At 69.7% G+C, this 13,229-nt stretch carries 9 protein-coding genes and 2 pseudogenes; 9 read left to right on the top strand and 2 right to left on the bottom strand.

Annotated features, from left to right (window positions below; genetic code table 11):
- Positions 1–120: pseudogene (locus ACWD4J_RS12245) on the top strand (electron transfer flavoprotein subunit alpha/FixB family protein); the annotation flags it as partial.
- 97 nt (positions 121–217) lie between these two features.
- On the opposite strand, the gene ACWD4J_RS12240 reads toward ACWD4J_RS12245, so the two are convergent.
- On the bottom strand, positions 218–1,402 hold the full coding sequence (locus tag ACWD4J_RS12240; protein WP_451395254.1) for a thiolase family protein: 1,185 nt from the start codon (positions 1,400–1,402) through the stop codon (positions 218–220).
- Between the two features lie 144 nt (positions 1,403–1,546).
- Here ACWD4J_RS12240 and ACWD4J_RS12235 point away from each other — a divergent pair, with 144 nt between their 5' ends.
- The 4 genes and pseudogenes from ACWD4J_RS12235 to ACWD4J_RS12220 form a co-directional block, all read left to right on the top strand.
- Positions 1,547–2,311: a helical backbone metal receptor gene (locus ACWD4J_RS12235; protein ID WP_451395253.1), complete on the top strand. Its 765-nt coding sequence runs from the start codon at positions 1,547–1,549 to the stop codon at positions 2,309–2,311.
- Between the two features lie 168 nt (positions 2,312–2,479).
- The gene (icmF, locus tag ACWD4J_RS12230; protein WP_451395252.1) at positions 2,480–5,707 is read left to right on the top strand and encodes a fused isobutyryl-CoA mutase/GTPase IcmF; all 3,228 of its coding nucleotides are present in this window, start codon (positions 2,480–2,482) and stop codon (positions 5,705–5,707) included.
- Positions 5,704–6,222, top strand: a complete 519-nt coding sequence (locus ACWD4J_RS12225; protein WP_451395251.1) for a thioesterase family protein — start codon at positions 5,704–5,706, stop codon at positions 6,220–6,222. Before icmF ends, ACWD4J_RS12225 begins: the two co-directional genes overlap by 4 nt.
- A gap of 52 nt (positions 6,223–6,274) precedes the next feature.
- Positions 6,275–6,404 (top strand): annotated as a pseudogene (locus ACWD4J_RS12220) (IS982 family transposase); the annotation flags it as partial.
- Here the strand turns inward: ACWD4J_RS12220 and ACWD4J_RS12215 are convergent.
- The gene (locus ACWD4J_RS12215) at positions 6,398–7,381 is read right to left on the bottom strand and encodes a D-2-hydroxyacid dehydrogenase (RefSeq protein WP_451395250.1); all 984 of its coding nucleotides are present in this window, start codon (positions 7,379–7,381) and stop codon (positions 6,398–6,400) included. The pseudogene ACWD4J_RS12220 and the gene ACWD4J_RS12215 sit on opposite strands and share 7 nt — an antisense overlap.
- A gap of 513 nt (positions 7,382–7,894) precedes the next feature.
- Here ACWD4J_RS12215 and ACWD4J_RS12210 point away from each other — a divergent pair.
- The 4 genes from ACWD4J_RS12210 to ACWD4J_RS12195 all read left to right on the top strand — a co-directional run bounded on the left by ACWD4J_RS12210 (position 7,895) and on the right by ACWD4J_RS12195 (position 13,213).
- Entirely contained in the window at positions 7,895–9,247 is a 1,353-nt protein-coding gene (locus ACWD4J_RS12210; RefSeq protein ID WP_451395249.1) for an MFS transporter, read from the top strand.
- A 30-nt stretch (positions 9,248–9,277) separates the two neighbouring features.
- A complete protein-coding gene (locus ACWD4J_RS12205; RefSeq protein ID WP_451395248.1) occupies positions 9,278–9,943 on the top strand; it encodes a haloacid dehalogenase type II in 666 nt (221 codons plus the stop codon).
- 45 nt (positions 9,944–9,988) lie between these two features.
- Entirely contained in the window at positions 9,989–11,383 is a 1,395-nt protein-coding gene (locus ACWD4J_RS12200; protein ID WP_451395247.1) for an NAD(P)/FAD-dependent oxidoreductase, read from the top strand.
- A 234-nt stretch (positions 11,384–11,617) separates the two neighbouring features.
- Positions 11,618–13,213 carry a PucR family transcriptional regulator gene (locus tag ACWD4J_RS12195; RefSeq protein ID WP_451395246.1) on the top strand — a complete coding sequence of 532 codons (1,596 nt, stop codon included), beginning with the start codon at positions 11,618–11,620 and terminating at the stop codon, positions 13,211–13,213.
- Positions 13,214–13,229 lie beyond the last annotated feature (16 nt).

Genomic DNA, 13,229 nt, shown 5'->3' with positions numbered 1-13,229 from the left:
GTGGCGATCAACAAGGACGCCGAGGCCCCGATCTTCGACCTGGTCGACTACGGCGTGGTCGGCGACCTCTTCGAGGTCGTCCCGCAGCTGACCGAAGAGGTCACGTCCCGCAAGGGCTGACAGCCACCACGGGCCGATCGACGACATCGCCGCCGGCGGCGGATACAGCCGGGGCGGGGCCAACGGTGGCCCCGCCCCGGCCTACGGCGAACCGGACTCACCGCACCCGTCGGAAGAGCGCGGCCAGCGCCTGCCCGCCGCCGATGCACATCGTGACGACCCCGAGCTCGAGGTCCCGACGGAGCAGGTCCTTGGCCACCCGCAGGGACAGGATCGCGCCGGTCGCGCCCACCGGGTGGCCGAGCGCGATCGCGCCGCCGTAGGGGTTGGTCTTCTCCGGGTCCAGCTCGGCGTCGCGGATCACGGCGACGGCCTGGGAGGCGAACGCCTCGTTCAGCTCGATCGTATCGATGTCGCTGGGTGTGGTGCCGGTCTGCGCGAACAGCTTCTGGAGCGCCAGCACCGGCGCGTAGCCCATCAGTTCGGGCTCCATGGCCGCGGTCGCCACGGCCTCGAGCGACACCAGGCCGGTCAGCCCGCGGTCCCTGGCCACCGACTCCCGGGCCAGCACCACCGCGGCGCCGCCGTCGTTGATGCCCGAGGCGTTGCCCGCGGTGACGGTGCCGTCCTTGGTGAACGCCGGCCGCAGCCTGGCCAGCGTCTCCAGCGTGGTGCCGGGCTTGGGGTGCTCGTCCTCGGTCACCGTGAACGGCTTCCGGCCGCCGACCTCGACCGGCACGATCTCCTCGGCGAACGCGGCCTTCGCGGCCTCCGTCGCCGCGCGCCGCTGGGACTCCACCGCGAACTCGTCCTGCTGCAGGCGCGATACGTCGTACTTCGCGGCCACGTTCTCCGCGGTGACGCCCATGTGGATGTCGTTGAACGGGTCGGTCAGCATCATCACGGTGCCGTCCACCAGCTTGCGGTCGCCGAGCTTGTAGCCCGAGCGCGCGCCGAAGTCGTAGAACGGCATCCGGGTCATCGACTCGTCCCCGCCGGCCAGAGCAAAGTCCACCCCGCCCCAGCGCATCTGCATCGCCGCAGACCAGATCGCCTGGAGGCCGCTTCCGCAGAGCCGGTTCACCGTGTAGGCGGGCACGTTCCTCGGCAGCCCCGCCGCGATCGCCACGCGGCGGGCGTTGTAGGCGTCCGGGCCGACCTGGCCGATGCAGCCCATCACGACTTCGTCGATGTCCTCGGCGGCGACGCCTGCGCGCCGCAGCGCCTCCTTCGAAGCGGTGGCGCCGAGCTCGAAGCCGGGCACGTCCTTGAACACCCCGCCGAATCCCCCGACGGGGGTCCGGGCCCCGTCGAGGATGACGATCTTCTCTGCATCAGCCATGTCTGCACCCAATCTGCGCGCCGTCCGAGAGCCGACGGCGGCGAGAGTTGACGGTCTCACGCGGAACCACGGAATACTAGGACGTCCAACTACCGGACTGCCACGACAGATCCGTCACACCGAGGGAAACCGAGGGAAGCTGCAATGCCGCCGCTGCACGACGACATGGGAACCGCCGTGGACCTGGCTCATCCGCCGCGACGGGTGGTGTCCCTCGTACCGTCGCTGACGGAGGCGATCGCCGCCGGCCGTCCGGACATCCTCGTCGGGGCGACCCAGTGGTGCACCCATCCCGGCGACCTCGACGTGGTACGGGTGCGCGGCACGAAGAATCCGGACCGTGACGCGATCGTGCGGCTGCGACCTGATCTCGTGATCGCGAACAAGGAAGAGAACCGCGAACTCGACGTCGCACGGTTGCGCGCCGCGGGGGTGCCGGTGTGGGTCACCGTCATCGAGACCGTCCCACAGGCCCTGGACTCGCTCGAGCGGATGTTCACCGAGGCTCTGGACACCTCGGTCCCCGACTGGCTCGTCGCGGCGCGAGCGCTCTGGTCGGGCCCGCTTCGCGACGTCGCCGCCACCGCGGCGGTCCCGATCTGGCGGGACCCCTGGATGGTGGTCGGGAGGTCCACCTTCACCGGCGACCTGCTGCGCCGGGCCGGCCTCGCCAATGCGTTTGCCGAGCACCCGGACCGCTACCCGCACAGGGCACTGGAGGAGATCGACCGGCCGGACGTGGACGTCGTACTGCTGCCGGACGAGCCGTATGTGTTCAGCGAAAACGACGGCCCGGAGGCGTTCCATCGCGTGCCGACCCGACTGGTGAACGGCCGGCTGATCACCTGGTACGGCCCGTCGCTGCTGCCGGCGCACGACATGCTGCGGCAGCTCGTGGCGACGCTGTGAGCACCGCCGCAGCACCGGCAGCCGACAAATAGGACACCCTCACTCCTCCCCTGTGCTTCTACTCACACCACCACCCCGCAAATTACTAGGACGTCCTACTATCAATTAGTAGGACGTCCGACTATCTCTCCAACTAGCTCTTTGCCGACGTGTTTTGGGAAGGCCTCCATGAGCGATCTGCACCGTCCCGTGCATCCTGTCCGCCTGGTCACTGCTTCTGCCCTGTTCGACGGACACGACGCGTCGATCAACATCATGCGGCGGATATTCCAGTCCCAGGGCGCCGAGGTGATCCATCTCGGGCACAACCGGTCGGTGCAGGAGGTCGTGGACGCGGCGCTCGAGGAGGACGTACACGGGGTGGCGGTCTCGTCCTACCAGGGCGGGCATGTCGAGTACTTCGAGTACCTGGTCCAGTCGCTGCGCGAGCGGGGAGCGGAGCACATCCGTGTGGTGGGCGGCGGCGGGGGCGTGATCGTGCCTGAGGAGATCGCCCGGCTGCGCAACAGCGGGGTGACCATTTTCTCCCCCGAGGACGGCCAGCGTATGGGCCTCGCCGGGATGGTCAACTCAGTGGTGAAGGACTGCGACTTCGACCTCTGGGACAGCAAGCCGACCGATGCCCCCGCCGTAAGCGCCGGCGATCGGTTCGCGGTGGCCCGCGCCGTCACCGGCGCCGAACTCGGCAAGCTGCCCGCGGACCTGCTGGGACAGGTACGCGCCGCCGCGGCGTCCCGGGTCACCCCGGTCCTGGGCATCACCGGCACCGGCGGCTCCGGAAAGTCGTCACTGACCGACGAACTCGTGCGCCGGTTCCGTGTCGACCAGCAGGACAAGCTGCGGATAGCGGTGATCGCGGTCGACCCGACCCGCCGCCGTGGCGGCGGCGCGCTGCTCGGCGACCGGATCCGCATGAACTCCCTCGACGGGGACCGGGTCTTCTTCCGGAGTCTGGCCACCCGCGGCAGCCACGAGCTGCCCGAGCACCTGTCCGATGTGATCGACGTGGTCAAGGCCGCCGGGTTCGACCTGGTGATCGTGGAGACGCCGGGCATCGGCCAGGGCGATGCGGCGATCGTGCCGTTCGTCGACGCCTCGATGTATGTGATGACGCCGGAGTTCGGGGCCGCCTCGCAGCTGGAGAAGATCGACATGCTCGACTTCGCGGACGTCGTCGCGATCAACAAGTTCGAGCGGCGCGGGGCCAAGGACGCGCTGCGCGACGTGGGCCGCCAACTGGTCCGCAACCGTGAGGCGTTCCACAGCAGGCCCGAGGAGATGCCGGTGTTCGGCACCTCGGCGGCGACGTTCAACGACGACGGGGTCACCGCGCTCTACCAGCATCTGAAGACCACCCTGGCCGAGAAGGGGCTGCGGCTGTCCGAGGGCACGCTGCCGCGCGTCGACGTACGCCACTCCTCCGGCATCCAGCAGGTGGTGCCCGCGGACCGGGTCCGCTACCTCGCCGAGATCACCGAGACGGTCCGCAGGTACCACCACGAGACCGGGCGGCTCGCCGACGCGGCCCGGCGGGTCCAGCGCCTGGATGTCGTCAGGGGCGAGCTCGTCGAGGCCGGGTCCGACCCGGGGGACGTGGATTCGCTGCTCGAGGGCGCCCGCAAGCAGCTTCCGCACGACATCACGGAGCAGATCGAGAACTGGCCCGCCGTCGTTGCGTCCTACTCCGGTGACGAGCAGGTCGTGAAGGTCCGCGACAGGGAGATCCGCACCAAGCTGACCCGGGAGTCCCTGTCGGGCAACAAGGTCCCCCGCGTGGCGCTGCCTGCGTTCACCGACCACGGGGAGCTGGTCCGGTTCTGGCGTCGCGAGAACCTGCCCGGCTACTTCCCGTTCACCGCCGGGGTCTTCCCGTTCAAGCGCGACGGCGAGGACCCGGCGCGGATGTTCGCCGGCGAGGGCGATCCGTTCCGCACCAACCGGCGGTTCAAACTGCTGTCCGAGGGCCAGCCGGCCACGAGGCTGTCCACCGCTTTCGACTCGGTGACGCTCTACGGCCGCGACCCCGGCGAGCGTCCCGACATCTACGGCAAGGTCGGCACGTCGGGCGTCTCGGTCGCGACGCTGGACGACATGAAGGCGCTCTACGACGGCTTCGACCTGGTTGCGCCGACGACATCGGTGTCGATGACCATCAACGGCCCAGCGCCCACCGTGCTGGCGTTCTTCCTCAACACCGTCATCGACCAGCAGGTCGAAAGGTTCCGCGATGCCGAGGACCGCGCCCCCTCCCCCGCCGAGGCGGCCGAGCTGCGCGCACGCGCGCTGACGAACGTGCGCGGCACGGTGCAGGCGGACATCCTGAAGGAGGACCAGGGCCAGAACACCTGCCTGTTCTCCACCGAGTTCTCCCTGCGGATGATGGCCGACATCCAGGAGTGGTTCATCGCCAACAAGGTTCGCAACTTCTACTCGGTGTCCATCTCGGGTTACCACATCGCCGAGGCGGGTGCGAACCCCATCAGCCAGCTCGCCTTCACGCTCGCCAACGGCTTCACCTACGTCGAGGCCTACCTGGCGCGCGGCATGCACATCGACGACTTCGCGCCCAACCTGTCGTTCTTCTTCTCCAACGGCATGGATCCCGAGTACTCGGTACTGGGCCGGGTCGCCCGCCGGGTCTGGTCCGTCGCGATGAAGGAGAAGTACGGCGCCAACGAGCGTTCACAGAAGCTGAAGTACCACGTGCAGACCTCCGGCCGCTCCCTGCACGCGCAGGAGATGGACTTCAACGACATCCGCACCACCCTGCAGGCACTGATCGCCATCTACGACAACGCCAACTCACTGCACACCAACGCCTACGACGAAGCCGTCACCACTCCCTCCGAGGAATCGGTACGACGCGCGCTGGCCATCCAGCTCATCATCAACCGCGAGTGGGGCCTGGCGATGAACGAGAACCCGCTGCAGGGCTCGTTCATCATCGACCAGCTCACCGACCTCGTCGAGGAGGCGGTGCTCGCCGAGTTCGACCGGATCAACGAACGCGGCGGCGTGCTCGGCGCGATGGAGACCGGCTACCAGCGTGGCCGTATCCAGGACGAGTCCATGCTGTACGAGCAGCGCAAGCACGACGGCTCACTGCCGATCATCGGCGTGAACACCTTCCGCCGGCCCGGCGGCGACACCGAGCCCCAGGCGCTCGAACTCGCCCGCGCCACCGAGACGGAGAAGGAGTCCCAGCTGGGGCGCGTCCACGACTTCCAGAACGCGCACAGCGAGGAGGCCGGGCAGGCGATCGCCCGGCTGAAGGATGCCACCATCAACGGCGACAATGTCTTCGAGGTCCTCATGGACGCCGCCAGGGTCTGCTCGCTGCAGCAGGTCACCGAGGCGTTCTTCGAGGTCGGTGGCCAGTACCGGAGGAACGTGTGACAAACCAGATGAACCAGCTGCCCATACCGTCGTTCGACCAGGTGATGGAGCTGCCCGCCTGGATGAACGCCACCGTGACACCGGACTTCATCGACCAGAACGGCCACATGAACATCCGCCACTACCTCGAGCTGGACGCGCGCAGCACCTCGCTGCTGTGCGAGGAGGTCGGCATCGACGACAGTTACCGGGCGAACCGGCGCATGGGCGTCTTCACCGCGGAGCATCACCTGCGGTACTACAGCGAGATGCACGAGGGCGAGAAGCTCTCGGTGCACACGCGCGTGCTGGCGAGGTCGTCCAAGGCGGTGCACATGATGGCGTTCCTCCTCGACCGCACGCATGACCGCCTGGCCAACACGCTCGAGCTGGTGCTGGTCCACGTCGACCTGGACACCCGCCGGGCGACTCCCATCCCGGACGACATCGTCGCCGGGTTCGACTGCCACATCGCCGAGGACTCCCGCCTCGGCTGGCCGGCACCTGTCTGCGGCGTCATGGGCGTCAGGAGCTGACCCACCGCACTCGACCGCAGCAGACAGGCGAAGGGCGCCCGTGGGCCTGAGTGTGACTTCCGACCTGGACGCCCTTACTGGCGGCACTGTACGTGTTCATCGACGACCATGTGACTCCCTGTCACCGGATCGGGCGACCGCCAGAGCCGGCGGATGCGGAACTGTTGTGTCGGGCCTACGCCCCAGCGCAGGACTCCCTCACATAGCCGCGCTCCTTGTCGACGACGTTGCGCAGGGGGCGGCCCTCCTTCCTACGGGTCAGGTTCTCCAGGAACAGGTCGGCGAGGTCGTCGCGCCAGCCGGTGACCTCGCCCGCCGTGTGTGGGGAGACGATCACACCCGGCATGTCCCACAAGGGCGAGCACGTGGGCAGCGGCTCGTGTGCGAAGACGTCCAGGGCCGCCCCGGCAAGGCGCCCGTCGGCCAGGTGACGGACGAGTGCCTCCTCGTCGACGAGTCCGCCCCGGCCCACGTTGACGAGCCGGGCGCCCGGCTTCATCGCGGCGAAGACGGATGCGTCGACCATGCCACGGGTGGCCGCGGTGAGCGGCGCAGCCAGCACCACGTAGTCCGCTTCGGCCAGCGCCGGGCGCAGGCCGGCCGGGCCGTGCACCGTGCCGAAGTCGGGGTCGTCCTCGCGCCGCGTACGTCCTGCGCCGCTCACCCGCATGCCGACGACGCGCAACAGGCGGGCCACGGCACGGCCGATGGGTCCCGTACCCCAGACCAGGACGGTCCGTCCCGCGATGCGCTCGCTGTCCCGCGGCCGCCACTCATGGCGCCGCTGGTGCTCCCACGTGCCTGGGAAATCCTTGGCCAGGGCGAGGATGAGTCCGAGTACGTATTCGGCGATGGGCTGGTCATAGACGCCGCGTGAATTGGTCAGCACCACGCGGGGGTTGTCGACCAGGGCCGGGAACAGCAGGGAGTCGACCCCGGCGGCGGCCACATGGACCCAGCCGGGTGCCCGCGACGGGTCCTCCGGCCAGGCCGCTTCGACGGCCTGGGTGACGGAGTGCCAGCAGAAGAGGACATCCGCGGTGGGCAGGAGGAGCGGCAGTTCCTCCTCGGTGGCGTAAACGGTGTCCGCGAACCGTTCGATGCTCGCGGCGTTGGGCGGCAGTTGGCCGCGGTGCAGGACGACGAGCCGGTCAGCCACGGCGGTCCGCCGCGGGGATGGCGACGTATTCGTGGTCCAGGGACGTCAGGCGTGCGGCCCGGCGCAGGGGCTCGGACAGTTGATCCATACGGCTGCTCTCCCGCGCGAGACGCTACGAGTTGGGCGGTGGGACGGGACGTCTCTCACCCTGTGGGCGGTTCAGCGGGAGGGTCAACGGCCACGTTGTTCGTCAGCGAGGGTCTCTGTGGACGGTGTGTCAACCGGACAGCGGCCGCAGAACAGACTGTCCATTGCGCGTTGCCCAAGCGAACACCCTGTTCATTGACGGTGGCCGCGCGCTGAACCAAGGTGATGGCCAACCCCGGACCGCCTCACCCGGCCACCCGGTGAACACCGGCGCGGCGGCCCCGGTGACCACCGGTCCGTACCGCGTACGGCCGGTCCGTACCGCGTACAGCGCTGTACGCATCCCAATGCTTGACGCAACTCAGCCTCCGCTCCGGTCCCCCTGCCGGCGCGCCCCCCGCATCCCGCGTCCCCAGGAGCTCAAGCATGTCCGTCACCTCAGCCACCGGAGGCGCGTCGTCACTCGACGACGCGCCCGTCACCCCCTTCCACCGCCGGATCATGGCGGTCGCCATGGGCGGCCCGTTCTGCGACGGCTATCTGCTCGGCGTGATGGGCGTCGCCCTCGGCCTCATCACGTCCGCGCTCCACCTCGACGCCCTGTGGACCGGCCTGATCGCGGCCTCCGTGCTGGTCGGTGTGTTCCTCGGCGGGGCGGTCTTCGGACCGATCACCGACCGGGTGGGCCGCCATCTGATGTACGTCCTCAACCTGGCCGCCTTCGTGGTCTTCTCGGTGCTCCAGTTCTTCGTCACCGAAGCCTGGCAGCTGCTGGTGCTGCGGCTGCTCATCGGCATCGCCATCGGCGCCGACTACCCCATCGCCTCCGCCCTCACCACCGAGCTGGTGCCCCGCCGGATGCGCGGCCCGGCCCTGTCCGGCCTGGTGCTGGCCTGGTGGGTCGGGTACGGCGTGAGCTTCTGGGTGGGCTGGGCGCTGACCGGACTCGGCGACGACGCCTGGCGCTGGATGCTGGCCTCCGGCACGGTACCGGCACTGGTTTTCCTCTTCTTCCGGGCCGGCATCCCCGAGTCGCCGCGCTGGCTCGCCTCACGCGGCCGGATCGACGAGGCGAAGGCCGTCGTCCGCAAACACCTGGGCCAGGCAGTCAGCGACGACGAGCTGCTCTCGGAGACCCGGCAGCAGCAGCGTGGCGGCTCCGGCCTCGGCAACCTCGTCGAGGTCTTCAGGCGCGGCTACACCGTCCCCGTCGTCTTCTGCTCCGTCTTCTGGATCTGTCAGGTCGCGCCCGCTTTCGCGGTCCGCGCCTTCCAGCCGCAGATGCTGTCCGCCTTCGGGGTGGAGAGCACCCACGCCTCCAGCGCGGTGATCACCACCATCGCGGTGGCGGGCATCGCGCTCGGCCTGGTGGTCGTCAACCGCATCGGCCGCCGTCCACTGCTGATCAGCACCTTCGTGTGCATCAACGCCTCGCTGATCGCACTGGCCGTGCTCCCGCTGCACTGTGCCTTCCTGGTGGTGGCCCTGTTCGCGGCCTTCCAGTTCTTCGAGGCGGCGGGCAGCGGACTCCAGTTCGTCTACCCGAGCGAGCTGTTCCCGACCGATCTGCGGGCCACAGGCGTGGGCATCGCCACCGCCATGAGCCGCGTCGGATCCGCCAGCTCCACCTTCCTGCTCCCGATCGTCACCGCCGACCTGGGGGTGCGCGGCACGCTCGGCATCGCCGTCGCCATCACCATGGCGGGCCTGATCGTGTCGTACGTCCTCGCCCCCGAGACCAAGGACCTGGACCTCGCCGAGGCCAGCCACCGCTCCTGAACGCCCTTCCCACCCCGAGGAGTTCACTCCATGCGTAAGCTCGTCAGCTTCGACTGCTACCGCACCCTCATCAACTTCGACACGCAGGCCGCCACACACGAGATCGTCAAGGACCGGCTGGCCGAGATCGGCGTCGACCCGCGGCAGTTCCACCACGACGCGTACGTCATGCGCTTCCAGGGCGTCCTCGACGAGTACCTCCCCTACCGCGAGGTCGTACGCCGCACCCTGCGCAACGTCATGACGCTGCACGGCCTGGAGTACCGGGACGAGGACGGCGAGGCCCTGATCGAGGCCATCAAGAAGTTCAAGCCGTTCCGCGAGGTCCCGGACGCGCTGCGCCGCCTCAAGAGCGAGTACGACATCGCCATCCTCTCCAACAGCGAGGACGACCTCATCCAGTACGCGGTCGACGAGCTCGGCGTCGAGTGGGACTACGTCCTCACCGCCGAGCAGGCCGGGGCGTACAAGCCGATGCCGCAGGCCTTCGAGTACCTGATGAAGGCCACCGGGCGCGGACCGGAGGACATCATCCACACGGCCCAGGGCTGGGAGTACGACATCATGCCGACGAAGCGCTACGCGGGCATGCGGCGGATCTGGGTGAACCGGTACGGCTTCCCGGGCTCGGCCGCCTTCCAGCCGTACGAGGAGATCAAGGACCTCTCCGAGCTGCCCGGCCTGCTCGGCGTCTGACCCCCTGGTCACCCCGCCCGCCCAGCCGCCGTGAAAGGACACTCCGTGAGCGCGACCACGCTCGGCCATCCCGGCCCGGTCAACGGCCGGATCTCCCACTGGTTCACCGAACTCCCCGCACCACGGCCCGCGTTGCCCGGCGATCGCGATGCCGATGTGTGCATCGTGGGCGCCGGACTGACCGGACTGTGGACGGCGTACTACCTCAAACTGGCCGACCCCGCGCTGCGGATCACCGTCCTCGAGGCCGAGTTCGCCGGGTTCGGCGCCTCCGGCCGCAACGGCGGCTGGGCGTCGGGGCTCGTGCCCGGCGCCCGCGACCGGCTCGCCGGGCAGTACGGCCGCGAGGCGGTACTCGACTACCAGCGCGCCATGAACGAGGCCGTCGACGAGATCATCGCCGTGGCCGAACGCGAGGGCATCGACGCCGACATCGTCAAGGGCGGCACCCTGCGTGTCGCCCGCACCCCCGCACAGGCGACGCGGCTGCGCCTCAAGACCGAGGCCGACCACGAGTGGGGCATCCGGGAAGCGGTGATGCTCACGCCCGAGGAGGCCGCCGACCGTATCCGGATCGACGGGATGACGGCGGCGGCGTGGACGCCGCACTGCGCCCGGCTCCAGCCCGCCGCCCTGGTCCGCGGGCTCGCCGAGACGGTCGAACGGCTCGGCGTGACCCTGTACGAGAAGTCCCCGGTCACGGCCATCGAGCCCGGACGCGCGGTCACCGCGCACGGAACCGTCAGGGCTCCCGTCGTGCTGCGCGCAACCGAGGGCTTCACCGCCTCGCTCAAGGGGCTGCGCCGTGCGTGGCTGCCGATGAACAGCTCGATGATCGCGACCGAGCCGTTGCCGGAGGAGGTGTGGGAGGAGATCGGCTGGGCGGGCCGCGAGACGCTGGGCGACACCGCGCACGGGCACATGTACGCGCAGCGCACGCCGGACGACCGGATCGCGATCGGCGGGCGCGGCGTCCCGTACCGCTTCGGCTCGCGCACCGACGACGCCGGGCGAGTCGACGAACGTACGATCGGCCAGCTCACCGAGACGCTGTACGCGATGCTGCCGCAGACGTCCGGGGCCCGCGTCGATCACGCGTGGTGCGGGGTGCTCGCGGTGCCCCGCGACTGGTCGGCGACGGTGGGCCTCGACCAGGCGACCGGGCTCGGCTGGGCCGGCGGGTACGTGGGACACGGCGTGACATCCACGAACCTCGCCGCCCGCACACTCACCGACCTCGTACTCGGGCGTGACACCCGGCTGACCCGGCTGCCCTGGGCAGGGCACCGGCCCGGTACGTGGGAGCCGGAGCCGCTGCGCTGGCTCGGAGTGCGCGGGCTGTATGTCGCGTACCGGCTGGCGGACCGGCACGAGGCGGGCGGGCGGACCCGTACATCGCCCATCGCCACGGTCGCCGATCTCATCGCCCGGCGGCCCTGACGGGTCGGTTCTCCCTGACGAGTCGGTTCGTCTTTTCGCCGTAGGCCGCCTGTGTGTTGGCCGCTGCGGAGTCGACGTGGTTGCTCGCGCAGTTCCCCGCGCCCCATTCGGAACGCTGACCGCACCGCCTCTGAGCAGCGCAATCACCCCTTGCGCTGCCTCTACCCCACCCCTCAGAGTGGTCCGGTCAGCGTGCCGGACCGGTCGGCACGACGTGTTAGTGGAGCTTGCCCCATGCCGTTCCTCACGGTCGCGGACGTGCTGCGGCTGCCCGTCATCACCGCCGGCCTCCCGCGAGTGGCGGCGGGCGAGGGGCAGTTGTCCCGCACCGTCCGCTGGGTCCACGTCACCGAACTGCTCGACCCCGCCTCCTTCCTGGAAGGAGGCGAACTCGTCCTCACCACCGGCATGCCGTACCCGGCGGACCCTACCCAACTACGCGCTCTTGTCGACCAGTTGGCCGACGTGGGCGCGGCGGGGCTCGTCGTCGAGCTCGGCCGCCGCTACCAGCACGCGCCGAGCGACCTGGTCAGCGCGTGCCGGGAACGCGATCTCCCGCTGATCGTGCTGGCACGCGGGGTGCGCTTCATCGAGGTCACCCAGACCGTGCACGCGCTGATCCTGGACGCGCAGGGTGAACTGCTGCGCCGCGCCCAGCAGGTCCACGAGCTGTTCACCTCGCTCACGCTGCGGCGCGCTGAGCCCGAGGAGTTCGTCCAGGCGGCGGCGGACCTGACCGGCTGCCCGGTGGTCCTGGAGAACCTGGTCCACCACGCGGTGATCAGCCGCACCGCGGGGCACCTCGACGGGAACGTGCTCGAGGCCTGGCCGCGCCGTTCTCGCACCGCGCCGACGCCGGACCGGGCCGCAGCGAGCGGTCCCGAGGGCTGGCTGGTGGCTCCGGTCGAGGAGCAGGGGCAGCGGTGGGGGCGGCTTGTGATGCTCCCCCAGGCTTCCGGTCCGCCCATCGGGCCCGAGCACACCGTGATCCTGGAGCAGGCGGCGACCGCCCTCACCCTGGCCCGGCGGACAGGTCATTCCCGGTGGGACCGGCGCGCCCACAGCTCCGTCCTCCTCGATATCCTCCACTGGCGTTACCGGAGCCGTACCGAGGCCCGGCTCCGTGCCGAGGCGCTCGGACTGCCCACGACCGGCCATCGCCTGATCCCGTTGATCGTCGACCATGGACGGACGGCACTCTCCGGAGCGGACCTGGCGGACCACCTCGCCGCCGAACTGCACACCGCCGGCGTCAAGGCGCTCATCGGCGAACTGGACGCGGACCGGACGGGGTTGCTCCTTGCTTTGGCCCGCGCCACCGCCTGGCGGCCCGTGGTGGAGCGCGTCGGCCGGGCGCTGCACGAGACGTTCGGCAAGGACGTCGTCGTCGCGGTCGGCACGGGAGTCACCGAACTCAGCCGGGTGACACGGTCGTTCCGCGAGGCCGAGGAGATCGCCGACGCCATCGGTCCCGCGTCCCCGTCCCGCCCGTTCCATGTGTCGTCCGACATCGGGCTGCCGGAGCTGCTGTACTCGCTGCGCGACGACATCCGGCTGCAGAAGTACGTGGAACGGCAGCTCGGACGCCTCGTCGAGCACGACGAGCGAAACGGCAGCGACCTTCTGAAGATCCTGCGCGAATACCTTGCCGCGGCAGGCAACAAGTCGATAGCCGCCAAGCAGGCCGGACTCTCCCGGCAAGCCTTCTACCAGCGCCTTCACACCATCGAGCGACTTCTCGGCGCGGACTTGGAATCCGGCGCGCACCGCGCCCAGCTGCATGTGGCGGTCACCGCGCTGGATCTGCTGAACGGGGTGGATCCGGGCTGAGGAACGGGAGCGGCGC

Source organism: Streptomyces sp. NPDC002577, from assembly GCF_053594815.1.
Note: the sequence above shows the minus strand (reverse complement) of the source record. Positions and strands in the feature narration are given on the sequence as shown.